Source organism: Falsirhodobacter sp. alg1 (assembly GCF_000739715.2).
Classification (GTDB): Bacteria; Pseudomonadota; Alphaproteobacteria; order Rhodobacterales; family Rhodobacteraceae; genus Falsirhodobacter.
In genome coordinates this window covers 126,359-144,808 of record NZ_BBJC02000003.1, presented here as the reverse complement: position 1 = coordinate 144,808, position 18,450 = coordinate 126,359, and the positions used below count along the sequence as shown (strand labels likewise).

Annotated in this window: 16 protein-coding genes and 1 tRNA gene; 7 read left to right on the top strand and 10 right to left on the bottom strand. The window is 60.6% G+C overall.

The features are described from left to right. The 6 genes from TR36_RS07130 (at position 1) to TR36_RS07105 (ending at position 4,564) form a co-directional block, all read left to right on the top strand. Complete coding sequence (locus TR36_RS07130) at positions 1–762, top strand: thiazole synthase (protein ID WP_062762855.1); 762 nt, start codon at positions 1–3, stop codon at positions 760–762. Next, on the top strand, positions 759–1,340 hold the full coding sequence (locus tag TR36_RS07125) for a thiamine phosphate synthase (RefSeq protein ID WP_045390576.1): 582 nt from the start codon (positions 759–761) through the stop codon (positions 1,338–1,340). Before TR36_RS07130 ends, TR36_RS07125 begins: the two co-directional genes overlap by 4 nt. Continuing rightward, positions 1,337–2,275: a HesA/MoeB/ThiF family protein gene (locus tag TR36_RS07120; protein ID WP_045390579.1), complete on the top strand. Its 939-nt coding sequence runs from the start codon at positions 1,337–1,339 to the stop codon at positions 2,273–2,275. Before TR36_RS07125 ends, TR36_RS07120 begins: the two co-directional genes overlap by 4 nt. Beyond that, a complete protein-coding gene (locus TR36_RS07115) occupies positions 2,272–3,204 on the top strand; it encodes an ABC transporter substrate-binding protein (protein WP_045390582.1) in 933 nt (310 codons plus the stop codon). Before TR36_RS07120 ends, TR36_RS07115 begins: the two co-directional genes overlap by 4 nt. Continuing rightward, positions 3,201–3,863, top strand: coding sequence for a TenA family protein (locus TR36_RS07110; RefSeq protein WP_045390587.1), 663 nt, complete (start codon positions 3,201–3,203; stop codon positions 3,861–3,863). Before TR36_RS07115 ends, TR36_RS07110 begins: the two co-directional genes overlap by 4 nt. A gap of 116 nt (positions 3,864–3,979) precedes the next feature. Beyond that, positions 3,980–4,564 carry an ABC transporter permease gene (locus TR36_RS07105; RefSeq protein WP_237763531.1) on the top strand — a complete coding sequence of 195 codons (585 nt, stop codon included), beginning with the start codon at positions 3,980–3,982 and terminating at the stop codon, positions 4,562–4,564. A 59-nt stretch (positions 4,565–4,623) separates the two neighbouring features. Here the strand turns inward: TR36_RS07105 and TR36_RS07100 are convergent, their stop codons facing one another. The 4 genes from TR36_RS07100 to TR36_RS07085 all read right to left on the bottom strand — a co-directional run bounded on the left by TR36_RS07100 (position 4,624) and on the right by TR36_RS07085 (position 8,850). After that, the gene (locus TR36_RS07100; RefSeq protein WP_062762852.1) at positions 4,624–5,970 is read right to left on the bottom strand and encodes a cytochrome c; all 1,347 of its coding nucleotides are present in this window, start codon (positions 5,968–5,970) and stop codon (positions 4,624–4,626) included. 13 nt (positions 5,971–5,983) lie between these two features. After that, positions 5,984–7,753 (bottom strand): GMC family oxidoreductase, encoded by a 1,770-nt coding sequence (locus TR36_RS07095; RefSeq protein ID WP_062762849.1) that lies wholly within the window; start codon positions 7,751–7,753, stop codon positions 5,984–5,986. A gap of 2 nt (positions 7,754–7,755) precedes the next feature. Continuing rightward, positions 7,756–8,457, bottom strand: a complete 702-nt coding sequence (locus tag TR36_RS07090) for a gluconate 2-dehydrogenase subunit 3 family protein (protein ID WP_062762846.1) — start codon at positions 8,455–8,457, stop codon at positions 7,756–7,758. Between the two features lie 317 nt (positions 8,458–8,774). Next, positions 8,775–8,850 (bottom strand) — tRNA-Val (locus tag TR36_RS07085). A gap of 222 nt (positions 8,851–9,072) precedes the next feature. On the opposite strand from TR36_RS07085, the gene TR36_RS07080 reads away from it, so the two are divergent. Beyond that, positions 9,073–10,293 (top strand): PPC domain-containing protein, encoded by a 1,221-nt coding sequence (locus TR36_RS07080; protein ID WP_045390601.1) that lies wholly within the window; start codon positions 9,073–9,075, stop codon positions 10,291–10,293. Between the two features lie 4 nt (positions 10,294–10,297). Here the strand turns inward: TR36_RS07080 and hflX are convergent, their stop codons facing one another. From hflX to TR36_RS07050, 6 genes are all read right to left on the bottom strand, one after another. After that, the gene (gene hflX / locus TR36_RS07075) at positions 10,298–11,551 is read right to left on the bottom strand and encodes a GTPase HflX (RefSeq protein ID WP_082714882.1); all 1,254 of its coding nucleotides are present in this window, start codon (positions 11,549–11,551) and stop codon (positions 10,298–10,300) included. A 56-nt stretch (positions 11,552–11,607) separates the two neighbouring features. Then, positions 11,608–11,841 (bottom strand): RNA chaperone Hfq, encoded by a 234-nt coding sequence (gene hfq, locus TR36_RS07070; RefSeq protein WP_045390607.1) that lies wholly within the window; start codon positions 11,839–11,841, stop codon positions 11,608–11,610. A gap of 110 nt (positions 11,842–11,951) precedes the next feature. Beyond that, positions 11,952–13,457: a potassium transporter TrkG gene (locus TR36_RS07065; RefSeq protein WP_045390609.1), complete on the bottom strand. Its 1,506-nt coding sequence runs from the start codon at positions 13,455–13,457 to the stop codon at positions 11,952–11,954. Then, positions 13,457–14,833, bottom strand: coding sequence for a Trk system potassium transporter TrkA (trkA, locus tag TR36_RS07060; protein WP_045390612.1), 1,377 nt, complete (start codon positions 14,831–14,833; stop codon positions 13,457–13,459). Before trkA ends, TR36_RS07065 begins: the two co-directional genes overlap by 1 nt. Continuing rightward, a complete protein-coding gene (locus tag TR36_RS07055) occupies positions 14,833–16,212 on the bottom strand; it encodes a sigma-54 dependent transcriptional regulator (RefSeq protein ID WP_045390613.1) in 1,380 nt (459 codons plus the stop codon). The genes trkA and TR36_RS07055 overlap by 1 nt, the downstream gene beginning before the upstream one ends. Continuing rightward, complete coding sequence (locus tag TR36_RS07050; RefSeq protein ID WP_045390615.1) at positions 16,209–18,431, bottom strand: PAS domain-containing sensor histidine kinase; 2,223 nt, start codon at positions 18,429–18,431, stop codon at positions 16,209–16,211. The genes TR36_RS07055 and TR36_RS07050 overlap by 4 nt, the downstream gene beginning before the upstream one ends. Between the last annotated feature and the right edge of the window lie 19 nt (positions 18,432–18,450).

Sequence of the window (18,450 nt, the reverse complement as noted above, 5' to 3'; positions counted from 1 at the left end):
ATGCCAAGGTTCTATGGCACACAGGTCGACAGTTGCCTGATGCTCGGCACGGCGGGATACCCCTCCCCCGCCATTCTGGCCGAGGCGTTCCGCACTTCGGGCGCGGGAATTGCCACCGTTTCCCTTCGGCGCGAGGGTGGCGGCGGTCAGGCATTCCGCGAATTGATACAGGGGCTGGATGTCCACCTGCTGCCCAATACCGCAGGCTGCCACACCGCACGTGAGGCGATCACGACCGCCCAGATGGCGCGCGAACTGTTCGGAACCAGCTGGATCAAGCTGGAGGTGATCGGCCATGCCGACACGCTGCAGCCCGATCCGTTCGCGCTGGTCGAAGCCGCGACTGCCCTGTGCCGCGACGGGTTTCAGGTGTTTCCCTATTGCACCGAGGATCTGATCCTGTGCGAACGGCTTCTGGAGGCGGGATGCGAAGTGCTCATGCCATGGGGGGCACCTATCGGTTCGGGGCGCGGGCTGAACAATCCATACGGTCTGGCCACCTTGCGCGCGCATCTGCCGGATGTGCCGATGGTGATCGACGCGGGCATCGGCCTGCCCAGCCATGCCGCCCAGGCGATGGAAATGGGGTTCGACGCGATCCTGACCAATACCGCCGTAGCGCAGGCGGGCGATCCTGCCGCAATGGCCCATGCCCTGTCTTTGGCCATCGAGGCCGGTCGCCTTGCCCGTGCGGCCGATCCGATGGGGCCACGCGACATGGCCTCCCCCTCCACCCCCCTGATCGGAAAGGCATTCCTGTGACATTGCCACGGTTCTACCCGATTTTCGACAGTGCGGACTGGATTGCCCGCGCCCTGCCCCTTGGCGTGCGGATGGTGCAGATCCGGCTGAAAGATCACCCCGACACAAAGGCCGAGATTGCCCGCGCACAGGAAATGTGCCGCGCCGCAGGGGCAATTCTGGTGGTGAACGATCACTGGAAGATCGCGCTGGATCTGGGGTGTGACTGGCTGCATCTGGGACAGGAAGATCTGGATACCGCCGATCTGTCGGCCATCCGTGCCGGTGGTCTGAAACTGGGCATTTCCACCCATGACCATGCGGAACTGGATCGCGCGTTGACCCTGACCCCGGATTATATCGCACTTGGCCCCGTATGGCCCACCATTCTGAAAAAGATGAAGTGGGAACAGCAGGGCGTTGAAAAACTGGGGGAATGGAAACGGCTGATCGGAGATATCCCGCTGGTAGCGATTGGCGGGCTGACGCCGGAACGCGGAAAACTGGCACTGGCCGCAGGCGCGGATATCGCATCGGCCGTGACCGATATCACGCTGAACCCGAACCCCGAGGCCCGCATGGCAGAGTGGCTGTCATGATGCGCTATGCCCGCCAGATGCAGGTGGCCGCCGTCGGCACGGAGGGGCAATCCCGTATCGGCCATGCGCATGTGCTGATCGTGGGGGCTGGCGGGCTGGGCGTGCCTGCCTTGCAATATCTGACGGGGGCCGGCATTGGGCATATCACCCTGATAGATCCCGACCGGGTCGAGGAATCGAACCTGCATCGCCAGCCGATCTATGGCCGTCATCTTGGCGCGCCCAAGGCCCTTGCCGCACAGATGGAAATGGCGGCACTGAATGCCGACACCGTGGTGACGCCCGTGGTCAGCCTGCTGGATCCGGCCAATGCCCCGCCCCGGATCGCCGCAGCCGATATTGTGCTGGATTGTGCCGACAGTTTTGCCGCCAGCTATACCCTGTCGGACCTGTGTCTGGCTGCAGGTGTCCCACTAATCTCGGCTTCGGCATTGGAAACGGGTGGATATGTGGGCGGATTCTGTGGCGGTGCGCCTTCGCTGCGGGCGGTGTTTCCCGATCTGCCGGACAGGGCAGCCCGATGCGAAACTGCAGGCGTGATGGGGCCGATGGTGGGAATGCTGGGGGCGGCACAGGCCCAGATGGCACTGGCCGTTCTGATCGGCATACACCCCTCGCCCCTGGGCCAAATATTGCGGTTTGACGGATTACGGCCTTCCACCTTCCGCTTTGACGGGGTCGCCGAACCGCAAAGCGGCCCCCGCTTTGTTGCCCGCACCGATCTGACACCGCAGGATCTGGTCATCGAACTGCGGGATGCCACCGAAGCCCCCGTTCCTGCCGTTCCCTGGGCCGTACGCAACGGCACGCCCGATCCGGCACGCCGTACTGTATTCGCCTGCCGCAGCGGCCTGCGCGCATGGCACGCCGCTGCCACCCTTTCCCCCAACTGGCCGGGCGAGATCGCCCTTCTGGCCGCCGGAGATTCAGAATGAGCCGTTTGGTCCTTGCAGCCGCCCTTGTGGCGCTTCCCACCGTCGCACCGGCAAAGCCGGTCCGGCTGATGCTCGATTGGTTCGTTAACCCCGACCATGCCCCGATCATCATCGCCGCAGAGAAAGGTTTCTTCGCCGATGAGGGGCTGGAGGTCGAGATCATTCCCCCCGCCGATCCGTCGGACCCGCCAAAGATGGTTGCCTCCGGCCAGGTGGATATCGCCGTCACCTATCAGCCCCATCTGCATCTGCAGGTCCATGAAGGGCTGCCCGTAATCCGTATCGGCACGCTGGTTGCAACCCCGCTGAACTGCGTGACAGTATTGGCCGACAGCGGGATCGAAAGCGTCGCCGATCTGGCGGGAAAAACCGTGGGCTATTCCGTGCCGGGCGTGGAAACAGCCCTGATGGGGGCCATGTTGCGCCACGCGGGCCTGCCCGAGGATGCCGCGACAATGGTCAATGTTTCATGGTCGTTGACCCCCGCCCTTCTGACGGGGCAGGTCGATGCGACCCTTGGGGGGTATCGCAACTTCGAACTGACCCAGATGGCACTGGAAGGGGCCGAGGGGCGGTGCCTGTTCGTGGAGGAACAGGGGATCCCCAGCTACGACGAGCTGGTATTCATCGCCCGAAAGGACGGCCTGGATAAGGAAATGGCCCGCCATTTCATGGCTGCCATCGAACGGGGCGCGCAATGGACCATCAACCACCCGACCGAGGCATGGCAAACCTTTGTCAGCGCCTATCCCGATCTGGATGACGAGCTGAACCATGCCGCATGGGACGCGACACTGCCGCGGTTCTCTCAAAGCCCGGCAGCGCTGGATCATGGCCGCTATGCGGGGTTCGAGGCATTCCTGATCGAAGCGGGGCTGATTGACAGCGCCCTGCCCGTTTCCGATTACGCGATGGATCCCGGCCAATGACATATGGACACAACTTTGAATCATGGCGCGCGGCATCACCGGATTGGGACGCCTATACCCGCGCGCCATTTCTGGCGGCACTGGCGGATGGAACCCTGCCGCAGGCCACGTTCCTGCATTATCTGGCGCAGGATTACCTGTTTCTGGGGCACTTCTCGCGCGCATGGGGGCTGGCCATTGCCAAATCCGGGGATCCCTCCGAAATGCGGGCCTGCGCCACGATGGTCCATGCCCTGCTGCATGACGAAATGGCCCTGCATATCGGCATCTGCGCCCAAGCGGGCCTCTCCAGGGCGGATCTGCTGGCCACGGCCGAAACGCCTGCAACGCTTGGCTATACGCGGTATGTGATGGATGCCGGATATACGGGCGGTTTTCTTGATCTGCTGGCCGCGCTGGCCCCCTGCGTTCTGGGATATGGCGAGATTGGGGCGCGGCTGGTGCAGGGCACCACGGATACCCCCTATCGTGCATGGATCGAAACCTATGGCGGTGCGGATTATCAGGCACTTTGCCATGAAACCGGGGCGCTGATCGACGGGGCCATTGCGTCACGCCTTGGCGAAAGCCCCAGGTCAGTGCCGTACTGGCAGGATCTGACAAACCGTTTCGCCACCGCCACGCAATTGGAGGCGCAATTCTGGCCCGCTTTGCGCTGATCCTTGTTCTATTCCTGCTGGGGTGGAAAGCCGCCGTCGTTCTGACAGGCCTGCCCCCTTACCTCCTTCCCCCGCCCGAGCGTGTGGCAAGTGCCCTTTGGGAGGGGCGCACCACCTTGGCACGCGCGGCAGGGTTCACGCTGGCCGAAGTATGCATCGGCTTCATCCTTGGGGCGCTGCTGGGAATGGCGCTGGCCCTGATGATGACGGTATCCGGCGCGCTCCGTGCCGCCGGCATGCCCCTGCTGACATTCAGCCAGACCGTCCCCGTCTTCGCCTTGGCACCGCTGCTGACACTATGGCTGGGGTATGGCATGGCCCCAAAGGTGGCGGTGGTCATGCTGCTGACCCTGTTTCCAGTGGCAGCCGCCTGGCTGGACGGATTGATGAATCCGCCCGAAGACCAACGAGAGGTGATGCAAAGCTTTGGGGCCACGCCCCGGCAGATGCTGTTGCAGCTGCGCATTCCCGCAGCAAAGCCCTCCTTGGCAACGGGGCTGCGGCTGGCGGCCGTCTATGCGCCGGTAGGTGCCATCATCGGTGAATGGGTGGGCGGTTCGCGCGGATTGGGGGCGGTGATGATCGCCTCGAACGCCCGGATGAAAACCGACATGCTGTTCGCGGCCCTTTTCGCCACCGTCGCCCTGTCGTTGGTTTTCAGGGCCATCATCGGTGCGCTGGCCCACCGGATCGCCCGCTGAACCATTCATGAAAAAGGGGCAGCCGAAGCCGCCCCTTATGTAGTGCCCTTTATTGCGACCTAGTCCGCATCCCGTACGGCTTTGACATCCGCTGCGGTAACGGGGGCCGCGTCATTACCCCATCCACTGCGGACAAAGCTTGCAAGCTCTGCAATCTCCTGATCCGACAGGCGGTCGGCATAGCCCTGCATCACCAGATGCATCGGCCGCTTTTGCGTGGATGGAACATCCGCGCCATGCAGGATGATGGAAATGAGGGGTTCGGTCTGATCGGCCGTTACCAACGTATTTCCCGCCAGCGAAGGGAAAATCTGCGGCGCGCCATTTCCCGTTACGAAGTGACAGGCAGAGCAGTTATCAAGATACAGCCGCGCCCCTTCGGACAGATCCGTAGCTTCTGAAAGCATCTTTTCCGTCTCGGTCGGAACGGCGTCCGGGGCATCTTCTTCCAAGGCCAGCGGTGCATCCGCAAGCGATGCGAAATCCTCGGGCACCGTCACATCCGCGCCGTCGATCCCCTTGAGAAAGGCCGCAATCGCCAGATTGTCCTGATCTGTCAGGTGCTGCAACGAATGCTCCACCACCAAGCCCATTTCACCGTTCGCGGTCGAATGGTTGTTGCGCCCCGTGGCCAGATAGGTGGCCGTATCCTCTACCGACCATTTTTGCGGGGCTGAATCCTCACCACGCAAGGTGGGGGCAAGCCATCCGTCGATCTCACCGCCGGCAAGGAAGTTCTTGTCCCCCGCGGTCGTGCCGTCCTGCGTCATGAAGGCGGTACGGGGCGAGTGGCAGGCGGCACAGTGCCCCGGCCCTTCGACCAGATACTGCCCGCGGTTCTGGATGTCCGCCGCCTGCGTGGGATCGAAACCTGCGTCCCCCGTCAATGCCAGCCAATTCCACGCGCGGATACCGAAACGCAAATTGAACGGGAACGAAAGTTCGGTCTTCTGAACCTCGTTATGCACGGGTGCCACATCATTCATGAAGTAGTCATAGAGCGCGCGCACGTCCTGCTCGCTCAACTTGCGAAAGTTCTCGTAGGGCATGGCGGGATAGAGGTGCGCCCCCTCGTCATCAATCCCGTCATAAAGCGCCGCCCGGAACTGGTCGAGCGTCCAGTTTCCGATGCCGGTTTCCTTGTCAGGGGTGATATTGCTGGCCCAGATCGCGCCCATCGGGCTGTCAATCGCGACACCACCGGCAAAATCACCGTCCTTGCCCGTATGGCATGCCGCGCAATCCGAGGCATACATCACGTATTCGCCCTGCCCCTCGGCAGGTTTCCAGTCGTCGGCCAGATCCTCGGTCGGTTTGGTTGTCTGGACCGGCACGAAGATGAACGCCAACAGAGCCACTACGCCAAGAACGACCAACCCTGCGACAATACGGAGAAAGGTTTTCATGTTATCCTGCTCCTCAAACCAGCGGCCGCGGATTGGACAGGTACTGCGTACGGATCGCATGCGCTGTCCAATATGCCAGCCCGCCAACCAGCCCTGTCGGGTTGTACTGCGTGTTCTGCACGAAGTTGCCTGCACCCATTACGAAAACATTGTGCTGGGTCCACGCTTGGGAATAGCGGTTCAACGGCCCTTCGGTCGCATTTTCCCCCATGATGGTGCCACCGACGTTATGCGTCGTCTGATAGGGCCGCACGTCATATTGCGCGCCGTCCTTCTTGAAGCTGGGATTTGACAGATCCGGGGCCATCTGTTCCACGACCTCACCGATCTTGCGTTCCATGAATGCGTTCATCCGCAGTTCGTTCGGCTGCCAGTTGAATGTCATGCGCATCAGCGGCCGACCGTGCCGGTCCTTGTAGGTCGGGTCCAGATCCAGGTAATTGGTCTTGTAGGCCATATGCGAGCCATGGGCACTGATACCCATCGCGTGGCCGTACCATTCTCCCACCGCTTCCTTCCATCCGGCGCCCCAGCTGGGTGTTCCCGCCGGGAGGGACATCGACCGGATGGGCTGGCCATTGGTCTGTCCCGCACGCCAATAGGCCCCGCCGATGAAACCCTCGCGTTCGAAATCGATCTGGCTGATAGAGAAATCATCCAGCGTGATGCCGTTCGCACCACTACCGACGAACGGATTGAATGATTCATCCTTGAAATGCAGCGAGTAGCCGCCGGTGATCTGGTAGGCGTAATTCTTGCCCGTCACCCCTTCACCCGTCACCGCGTCATAGGGTTGGCCAATGCCCGAAACCAGCATCAGATGGGCGTTGTGCAGCGAATAGGCGGCCAGAATGACCAGATCGGCGGGTTGGAACACCTCTTCCTGCGCCGCCTCGTCAAAATAGGTGACGCCGGTCGCCGTCTTGCCATCTGCTGCCATTTCCACCCGAAGCGCCTCGGCACCGGTGCGGTAGCTGAAGTTCGGCATTCTGCGCAAGGCATCCAGAATGGAGGTTTGGGGGGATGATTTGGAATACTGGTAGCAGCCGTACCGCTCACAGAAACCGCAGTGGTTGCACGGCCCCATCTGCATTCCGTATTCGTTTACATAGGAGGTGGATGCGATCCCGCCCGGGGACGGGAATGGATGGTAGCCCATCGCCTTGGTGGTGTTGAGGAATTTTTCGCCGTCCCATGTATGCGGCATCGGGGGCATCGGATAATCCCGCGACCGGGGCGCTTCAAACGGGTTTCCACCCTCGATGATATCGCCGTTGATATTGCCCGCCTTGCCCGAAATCCCGGCGACACGCTCGAACCGGTCAAAGAAGGGTTCCATCTCGTCATAGCTGAAGGGATAATCCATCAGGGTCATGTTTTCGGGAATGATCCCTGCGCCCCAGCGCTCCTCGACATAGCTGCGCAACTTGTATTCGGGCAGTTGCGGCCGCCAGTTCTGGCCGTTCCAGTGCGTCCCAGCCCCGCCCACACCGTCGCCCGGCAAAAACGACCCGAGGCTGCGATACGGCAATGCCGTCTCGGCCTGCGTCCGACGAATGGTAAGGGTGGAATTCCTGGGCTTCTGCATCAGCCCGAACCGGACGCCGTACTTCAGCTCGTCGATCATCTGCGGATATTTGAACGTGGGAACGGTGTTCTGTTCCGGTCCGCGTTCCAGCGCGACAATCTCCAGCCCTTCCTGCGCCAGCTCCATCCCGATGATCGAACCGGTCCAGCCGAGGCCCACAATCACGACGTCTTTCTTCTTTTCCTGACGTGCCATTGCTATGCCCTCTCGCCTTTGATGGAAACGGGGCCGAGGGGATATTCGACGTTATACCGCTCCACCCATTCCTTGTAGTTTGCCCGCGCGCCCGGAAAGCCGATATAAAGCCATGCCTGCATGCCGTGATTGCCGCCATACATCGGATCGGCAAAATAGCCTTCTTTGGTATTGGACAGCAGGATGGTGAAGAAATCGCGCAGTTCGGCCCGAAGCCCGACCTCGCCCTTCTGAAGCGACGTAAGGGCGGCATCCTGATCGTCATCACCCAGATCGGCGAATTCCGCATCATAGGTGTCCTTGCACCATGCATTGAACACCGGAATGGCCTGACGATAGATTTCCGCAGGCGTCAGCGGCGATTGCCAGCCGAGCAGCGGGTCCGCAGCCGGATCATGCGGCCCTTCCATGTACCAGTCCGAGGCGGTTCCGTAGGTATCCAGCATCTGACGGTCGATGAACACCGGCACCCGCGCATCGATCGCGCCCGGCCCTTCCCCTTCGGACGGGATCAGCCGCGATACCGCCGCAAGGATGAACTGCCATTCTTCGGGCTGGAAATACTCGGGCTCGTATTCATGCAGCGGAACAGGCGGGGGGGTGGATTGCGCCTTGGCGGATACCGCAAGGCCGCTAAGCGCTGCCCCTGCCGCCGTGGCTTTCAGGAAACTGCGCCGACTTGGCAGGCCTGGAAGATCGGTCATGTAATTGCTCCCTGCCGGAGAAACCCCGGCGTTGGTGGCTATCGTCAGGATAGGGTGCTCCGCGACGCTTGGTCGCACCTAAAGCCTAACGCACTCATTTCCAAAGTCCATCCCGCAAGGGGAATAATTCAATTGGTTTCACGATTGGGTATTAAAACATGTCCGCCACCCGACCTTGCAAGGCACGTTTCCGGGCAGACTCCGCATAAGGCGAAGGCGGTCTAGAAATGGGAAATCATGTATGGCAGGGAACGTGCAAAGTGATTGCGCCCGCTGCGCAGACACAATGCCTTGGATCGTTCGGAGATATTGTAAGGTGGTGGGCCGTGACGGGTTCGAACCGCCGACATTTTCGGTGTAAACGAAACGCTCTACCAACTGAGCTAACGGCCCCACGAGGTGCTCTTTAGCGATAATGGTTTCTGCCCGCAAGCGATATTTACAAAATTATTGCAATGCGCTGCATAAACCTGCGCCTGCCCCGTTGGTTGGCAACATTCAGCGGATGGGGTCTGCATTCCCGGCACGTTGCCGTTACGTGTTTTCAATTTGGCGGCATGACCGTTAGGGTTGCGCCGGGGAATATGCCCCATCCTAGCAACAAGGACCGATCCTGTGATTAAAACTCTTGGGGCCTCCGCTTCTGTTATTGCTCTTTCCTGCCTGCCTGCATTGGCACAGTCCGAGTCTGGCGTTTGCGGACAACCTTCCATCCTGACGCAACCGATTGGCGAAACCATCGCACCCGGCTTCGATGATCTGACGGTGATGATGCAGCCGGAGCGGTCGGAACCGAGCTATGTCGAGTTCGAAGTTACTGAACCTACCGACATCACACTGGAAACCCTTGCGCGGGATAACGATGCCTTGCTGACGCTGTTTGACAGCAATGGCGACATGATCATGTATGACGATGACGGAACGGGGTCACTGGACGCGCGTCTAAGCGCGACCTTGCAACCCGGAAACTATTGCGCCCAAGTGCGCCTGATCGCGACCTCCGTACCTGTGGCCAGCCCCCGCATCATTCTTCTGGGGTACGAAGGTCTGCCACCCGACCCCAATGCAGCCGACAATCGGGCCGTTGCGGCCATGTGCGAAACCGCTCCTGTGCTGAGCGATGATATGACGGGGGCCGGTACGCAAACCGCCCGTGGTATGGTTACCCGCCAATCCGCCGCAGGTGCGCCGTTCCGCTTCAGCGTCAGCGACCAGACAGACTTGCAGATCGATGCCACAAGCGACGCGATCGATACCGTCCTCAAGGTGGTGAATTCCGAAGGCGCCACGCTTTATGAAAATGACGATAGCGATGAAATGCGCGGGACCGACAGCCGCGTGCGCTCCACCTTCGCACCGGGGGATTATTGCGTCATCGTAAGTCCGTTCGATTCCGATGAGGGCGCGTTCCAGATATCGGCCACCGCGCTTGGCGGTGAAACGGATACCACATCCAATGAGGGCACGGCCCCTGTCGATCCGTCAAACCTGTCGGTTCCGCAGGACGGCGATGGCACCCAGATCGAAGCACTTGGCGCCCTGGCCGATGAAGAACTGGGCACGCAGACGTTCAGCGATGATGAAACGCTTTGGGCAACCTTCGAGGTGGAAGAAGATCGCGGCGTAACCGTCGAGGGGTTGAGTGTCACCAGCGGGTTCAACCTTGCCCTGTTTGCCGAAGACGGAACGCAGATCCAGACAGTGCCAAGCAGCGGGTCCGTATCCTCTGCCACGATCGAAACCGAGCTTCCCGCAGGTCGGTATTTCGTGGCCATGACCGACGCGGAAACCACGTCGGGCATGAAGATGCGTCAGGTGAAGGTCCGCCCGAACTGACCGGTCAAAGGCGCGTGAAGCGCGCCTTCTGCCGCCCTGTCCAACGGACGGTCATGTGGTGGGCGGTTTCATCCGCCCGCTCCGCCTCCACGACACCTTCCTCGTGCAGCCATGCCCGGCGCCGGCCGTCAGCCAGATCCAGCGTCAGCTCTTCCAGCTCACGTGGTTCATCCAATGTGCTGGTAATCGCCTGGATCAGCGCATCGATCCCCTCACCCGTGACGGCGGATACGGGGAATACCTCACCCGAGGTGGCACCACGCTTCTGGATCGCCTCACGCGCGGTGGCATCCACCAGATCCAGCTTGTTCCATGCCTCGAACATGGGAACCGAAGGATCGACCCCAAGGCTGGCAAGGATATCCCCGACATCCGCAGCCTGTTCGGCCGTTTCGGGGTGCGAGATGTCCCGCACATGAACGATGAGATCGGCTTCCAGCACCTCTTCCAATGTGGCGCGAAAGGCCGCGACCAGTTGGGTCGGCAATTCGGAAATGAACCCCACCGTATCGGACAGGATCACCGTAAACCCGGTCGGAAGCTCGACCGAGCGCATGGTCGGATCCAGCGTGGCAAAAAGCATATCTTTCGCCATCACATCGGCACCGGTCATGCGGTTGAACAGGCTGGATTTGCCCGCATTGGTATATCCCACCAGCGCCACAATCGGAAACGGCACTTTGCGCCGTGCGGCACGGTGCAATTCACGGGTGCGAACGACCTTTTCCAGCTGACGCCGGATGCGGATCATCTGTTCATCGATCGCACGGCGGTCCGCCTCGATCTGCGTTTCGCCCGGGCCACCGACAAACCCGAGGCCGCCCCTTTGCCGTTCAAGGTGGGTCCACGCCCGTACCAGCCGCGTCCGTTGATAGGACAGTGCTGCAAGTTCGACCTGTAGCACACCTTCGCGCGTTCCGGCACGATCGGCAAAGATCTCGAGGATCAGGCCGGTCCGGTCCAGCAGTTTGACCCCCCATGCCTTTTCCAGATTGCGTTGCTGCACGGGCGTGACGGGTCCATCCACCAGCACCAATGCCACATCCTCGGCCTTGAAGCGTGCCGCCAGTTCCTCAACCTTGCCCGAACCGAACAGCATGCCCGGCGTCGCCTTTGGCACGGGCACGACATCGGCCCCCACCACTTCCAGGCCGGGCAAGGCAGCAGCCAGCGCCACAGCCTCTGCCAGACCATGCTCCGGCAGGCGCCGCGATGATTTCGCACGCAGATCGGGGTGAAGAACAAAAGCCCGTGTCAGCGCAGCTTCGGTTGAATATGAGGCGACAGGGCCGCGCGTATCATCAGTATCGGAAATCAGTCTTCACCTTCATAAAGGTTGATCGGCGCACCCGGCATGATGGTCGAGATCGCATGTTTGTACACTAGCTGCGACTGTCCGTCGCGACGCAACAGCACACAGAAATTGTCGAACCAGCTGATCACGCCCTGAAGCTTTACGCCATTGATCAGAAAAATTGTGACAGGCACTTTCGCCTTGCGAACGTGGTTGAGGAAAGCGTCCTGAAGGTTTTGTTTGTCAGTGGCCATTTATGCATGCCTTATCGTTTTTATGCGGTGTCCCTACCCTGCCTTACTATATAAGCGGGGCCTAGCAACTATGAAGTGCCGCCGCGACAGTTTCCAGACCAGAAATCACCCTATCGCCGCCAGCTTGAGGGGGCGAGCAGCGCCAGCACCACAAGCGTTTCGACCCGGCCGAATATCATTGTAATGCCCAGAATGAACTTGGCCACATCTGTCTGGGCGGACCAGAAGATCGGCACTTCGCCCGCCACACTGGCCAGGGGACCGGCGGTGGTCAGCGCCGACATGGTCAGAATGACCGCAGGTTCGAACCGCATTCCCACCAGCCCCAGCAGCAGCATTGCCACCACAGCCGTCACGCCGAACAGCATGATGAATATCCATGCCACATAGGCCCCGTCACGACGAAGACGGCGGGCAACCGGACTGCCCCCGCCAATGGACGAAGGGTGGATGATCCGCTGCATCTCACGGTGGGAATGCCGCGACAGGGCATAGACCCGCAGCAGCGTCACCCCGCCCGCCGCGGTGCCCACGCCACCGCCGACGACCGCCAGCCCTAGCAGGATCAGGCCCGAACTGTCCAACCCCGACCAGCCCCGCGCCACATCCCAGCCCCCCGAGACATAGCCTGTGGTGGTCATGAAGCTGAGCGTGGTGAACAGGCTGCCCCACATTGCCTGCGAGAACTCCCCGATCCCGCCGATATAATCGACCTGCCCCAACCAGTGGCGCAATACCAGCACCGTGGGGGCCGTCAGCATCAACATGGCTGCGAACCTGACCTCGGGGTTGTCGCGCAATCGGGCAGAGCGGTCGATCAGGACGCGCCCGGGCAACATGCGCCGGGTGATTGCAACCGTCAGAAACGCAAAAACCGCAATTTCACTGACATGCAGTCCGGGCATATGGGAATAATCGACGCCCGGATAGATTCCCGATGTCGACAGTGTACCCATTGCATAGGACAGCGCGAAAAGCCCGTTTTCACCCATGGCCAGCAGGATTACCCAAAGCACAAGCGTCAGTCCGCCATAGGCTGGCAACAGGCGGATCGCATGATGGAACATGCGCTCTGCCGGTTCGGCCACCTCGATCAGGGCCTTCAGGTTCTGCCGGCCCGGTGCCCGCCCCGACAAGACCTCGATCCCGCCGAGGTTCAGGGGCGCAAGCACTGCAACGGCATTCAGGATAACGAAAAACCCGCCCAGCCACCCGACCAGCGCGCGCCATAGATGCAGCGTATCGCTCAACCGATCAGGTCGATCATAAAGCGTTGCCCCCGTCGTGGTGAACGAGGACAGCATTTCGAACCATGCGTTGAAAAACGACGTATCTCCGACCGCCCATTGGAACGGCACCGCCAGCATCACCGGCACGATCAGATAGGCCCCGACCAGAGAGGCCAGATGGTTGCGCGCAAGGTTCGTGGGGCGGTAGTTGGCTGTTGCCAGCGCCATCATGCCCGCAAATATCAGAAACAGGGTGCCCGAATAGAAAAACGCGCGTGACACCTCCATATGGCCGCGCACCAATCCATGCGCGGCAGGCAGGAACATGGCAAGCGCACCTACCCCCAATACCCAGATCAGCATAGGGACCGTACGGACGGAGGCCATCAAAAGAAATCGATCGAAACTTGCAGCAGACGTTCCACTTCGGGAACATCCTTGGTCATGGCAAAGATCGCGACGATATCCCCCTCCTCGATCCGCAGGTCGGCGGTCGGCTTCATCACCCGGTCCCCCTTGAGGATACCGCCCACCAGCACGCCTTCGGGAAAGGCGATATCCCGAACGGCCTTTCCAGCCATGGACGAGGTGGAAAGCACCTGCGCCTCGATCATTTCCGCCTCGGAATCACCGATGGAATAGATCTGACGCACGCGACCGTGCCGGATGTACCGCAGGATCGACGATACGGTCGTGGCCCGCGGGTTGATGTAGGCATCGATATCCAGCGGCCCCATCAGCGGAACCAGTGTCGGATCATTGACCAGCGCGATGGTCAACGGGCAGCCGGCCTGCTTGGCCCGCACCGCTGCCAGCAGGTTCGTCTTGTCATCATCCGTCAGGGCCAGAACCGCATCCGCGCCGGTGATATCCGCCTCGGCCAGCAGCTCGTTATCCATCGCATCGCCGTTCAGCACGATGGTATGGCTCAGCGCCTCGGCCGCAAATTCGGCGCGGGAACGGTTCCGTTCGATGATTTTCGTGCGGATACGGCGGCTGTGGGTTTCAAGGCGCTGTGCCACGGTCAAGCCGACGGCACCGCCCCCCAGAATGATGATACGTTCCTGACGGCGGCTCGCCTTGCCGAAAATCTCCAGCGCGCGCGGAACGTCTTCATGATGGGTGAACACATAGATCGAATCCCCGGCGAACAACTGGTCCTTCGCCTCGGGGACAAACAGCTTTCCGTCGCGACGGATACCGACGACGATCGCCCGCAGAGTGGAGAACAGTTCGTTCAACTGGCGCAAGGGCGTGTTCAGAACGGGGCAGTCATCTTCCAGTGCAATCCCCAGCAACTGGGCACGCCCGTCCATGAAGCTTTCGGTATCGAAGGCAGATGGTGCTGCCAACCTTTGCAGCGCCGCCTCGGCCACCTCTTTCTCGGGGGAGATCACGACGTCGATCGGCATATGCCCCGACCGGTACAGATCGGCATAGATCGCATCGAGATAGCTTTGCGCTCGCAGACGTGCCACCTTGCGCGGCACCTCGAAAATCGAATGCGCCACCTGGCAGATGACCATGTTCACTTCATCCGAACGGGTCGCCGCGATGACCATATCGGCATCCTTGGCACCTGCACGGTGCAGCACGTCGGGATAGCTTGCAAAGCCGATCACCCCCTGCACATCCAGTGTTTCGGTCGCCCGTCGCACCAGATCATCGGACATATCGATAACGGTCACATCGTTCCGTTCACCCGAAAGCTGCCGGGCAATCTGCCACCCGACCTGTCCGATGCCGCAAATGATGACTTTCATTATTCGTCCTCGGAATCCCGACCCTTGACCACGCCAAGGGATTTCAGTTTGCGGTGCAATGCGGAACGTTCCATCCCGACAAAGCTGGCTGTGCGGCTGATATTACCACCGAAGCGGTTGATCTGCGTCAACAGATATTCGCGTTCAAACAATTCCCGCGCCTCCCGCAGGGCCATCGTTGCCAAAGCTCCGCCGATCAGCATCTTGCCGTCGCCGCTCTCGATGACCGGGGTCATGCCCGGCAGTTCCGACGGCTCGATCGGCCCGCTGCCATCCCCGAGGATCAGCACCCGCTCGATCACATTGCGCAGCTGCCGCACGTTGCCGGGCCAGTGCATGGTCTGCAATGTCGCCTCCGCATCCGGCGAAAGCTGGCGTTGCGGCAACCCCTGAATACGGTGCAGGCCGGCAATGAAATGGCGCACCAGCATCGGAATATCCTCACGCCGGTCTTCCAGCGAGGGAACCGAAATGGGCACGACATTCAGCCGGTCATACAGTTCCTGCCTGAAACGGCCTGCCGCAATTTCGGCCCGCAGATCACGCGAGGTGGAGGAGATTACCCGCAGGTCCACCCGCACCTTTTCCACGCCCCCGACCCGCGTGAACTGCTGTTCGACCAGCACCCGCAGCATCTTGGACTGGGTTCCAAGCGGCATGTCCGCCACCTCGTCGAAATAGACGACGCCGCCATGTGCCTGTTCCAGCAAACCCTTTTCCAACCCCCGCTCGGAGGTTTCCCGACCGAACAGAACCTCTTCCATTCGCTCCGGCTCTATGCCTGCCGAGGATACAGATACGAAGGCGGCATCCGCACGGTTCGAATTGGCATGGATATAGCGGGCGGCAATTTCCTTGCCCGACCCTGCGGGACCGGACAGCATGACCCGACCGTTGGATTTCGTGACCTTGTCCAGCTGCGCACGCATCGCCTTGAACGCAAGCGATTGGCCAAGCATCTCCGACGATGTGGTATCCTTGCGCCGCAATTCGTTGTTTTCATGGCGCAGGCGCGATGCTTCCATCGCCCGCGTCACGACCACCATCAACTGATCGATGTTGAAGGGCTTCTCGATGAAATCATAAGCCCCCTGCTTGATCGCGGCGACAGCGATCTCGATGTTGCCATGCCCTGAAATGATCACCACCGGCACATCGGGATTGTTGCGCTTGACGGTCTTCAGAATGTCGATGCCATCCATCCGGCTGTCTTTCAGCCAGATATCCAGAATGATCAGCGACGGTGCCTCTGCCTCGATTGCGGCCATGCAATCATCGGAATTACCGGCAAGACGTACGGTAAACCCCTCGTCCTGAAGAATATCGCCGATCAGTTCGCGGATATCGCGTTCATCATCCACGATCAGGATGCTGCTCATCGGTTTTCTCCGTCTTTCTTTCCTTTACGGTGGCTGCGCGGCAAACGAATTTCCGCAAGCGCCCCCGCATGGGACATTCCTTCAAACACAGGTGCATCAGTCAAAGCCAGCGTTCCGCCATGCTCTTCAACAATTTTTTTCACAATTGCCAAGCCCAACCCCGTGCCTTTCTCTCGGGTTGTCACATAGGGCTCGAACAGCCGTGTTCTATCCGGCGGCAGACCAACACCGTTGTCGGCTACGCGGATAACCGCTGCCTCCGCTTCGGTCCTGACAGATACGCGGATCTCCGGCACGTAATGTTCGTCTCCCTTTAGCGCTTCATCTTCAACAGCTTCGCCCGCATTCTTCAACAGGTTTGTGAATATCTGGGACATCATGGTGGAATCGACATCCACCATCAATGTGCCTTCGGGCAAATCCGTAGAAATCCGCAATCCGGCCTGCAAAAGGACAGCTTCGCGGATCAGGCGCAGCAAATCATGCTCGGCGCGGTCAGGTTCCGGCATGCGGGCAAATCGCGAAAATTCATCGATGATCCGTCGCAGATCGTTTGTTTGGCGCACGATGACATCTGTATATTGCTCCAGGTCACCGCCCAGATCACCGACCATGGGACGGAACTTGCGTTTGATCCGCTCGGCCGACAGCTGGATCGGGGTCAGCGGATTCTTGATCTCATGGGCGATCCGGCGGGCAACATCCCCCCATGCTGCCATCCGTTGTGCGCTGACCAGTTCGGTTACATCATCAAAGGCGACAACATAGCCCTCAAGCCCTTCCGGCGTTTCCCGTACGGACATCCGCACAAGCAGGCTTTCGATCTTGCCCTTGCGAACCAGCCGCACCTCTTCCTGCACGGTGCCGCCCATTTCCCGCAACCGCCGGAACAGATGTGCGAATTCGGGGACGGCAACATCCAGCGGCAGCTCGGTCGACCCCATATCCAGCAGCCTGCGCCCCGACCGGTTCACGAAATCGACCCGCCCCGAGGCATCCAGCCCGATCACCCCCGCCGTAATCGAATACAGGACGGAATCAAACAGGCGGCGCCGGCTCTCGACATGGGCATGGCTGCTTTCCAGATCATCGCGCTGCCCTTTCAGCTGGCGGGTCATCTGGTTGAACAGACGGCCCAGAATGGCAATTTCATCATCGCCATCTTCTTCGACCACCTGCACCTCCAGATCACCGGAGCCGACACGCTGCGCCGCCCCCGCCAATCTGCCTACCGGCCCTGCCAGCCGTTCCGCAAACCAAAGCCCCAGCCACACTGCCGCAAGGATCAGGATAACCGCAAACCCAAGATACAGAAGCGCAAATTCGAACAGCATCCGGCCACGATCCGCCTCCAGCTGATGGTACAGCCGCACGGTTTCACGGGTATCGTCCAACAGGCTCAGGATCTGGCCGTCCACCTCGCGGCTGACATACAGAAACCTGTCGGGAAAGGCATCCAGCCGCACGATGGCGCGGAATTCGTTGTTGCTCCAATCCTGGATCAACGAGATTCCGTTCTGGCGCGCCTCGTCGATCTGGGCCAGCGTCGGCTGCTCGAAGTCGAACAGATAGCTCCGCTCTCCCCGCGTCCGAAGTTCGCCGCCACCGTCGATCAGAAAGGCTTCGCGCAATCCCCGCTGAACCAGCTCCTGCCCCTGGCTCAGGATCGGGCGCAGCTGATCATCCTGCAGGAAGAAACTGCTGCGTTTTGCCGTGTCGAGATAGGCGGCCAGCGCATTGGCGTCAGAGGTCAGATCCTCACGGTGTTCATTGTCATAGGCTTGTGCCGCGGCCAATGAATTGCCGACCACCCGCTGCACCCGGTCCGAAAACCATCCCTCCAACCCAATATTCAGGGTCACGACAGCGAATACGGCCACCAGAATTGTGGGTATCAGCGCAACAAGCCCGAACACGCCCGACAACCGCAGGTGCAGGCGCGAACCGGCCGATTTGCTGCGACGGTCCGACAGGATCTGCGCCACGCGCGAGGTGACCAATGCCGCCACGACCAGCACATAGACCAGATCCGACAGCAGCACCAAACGAAAGATCGGAGAGCTGCTGGAAAGCTTCATCGGCCCCAGAAACAGCAGCGTCGCCGCTGTCAGGATCGGCCCGAGCGCCACCAGAAACAATGTCGCCGCCGTCTGCGCCCGCGGATGCCTGCGGAGCCGCGACAACCAGAGAAAGATCGAGTTACGTGTCGTAGATCGCAAAAAGGCGTCCCCTTGCCCA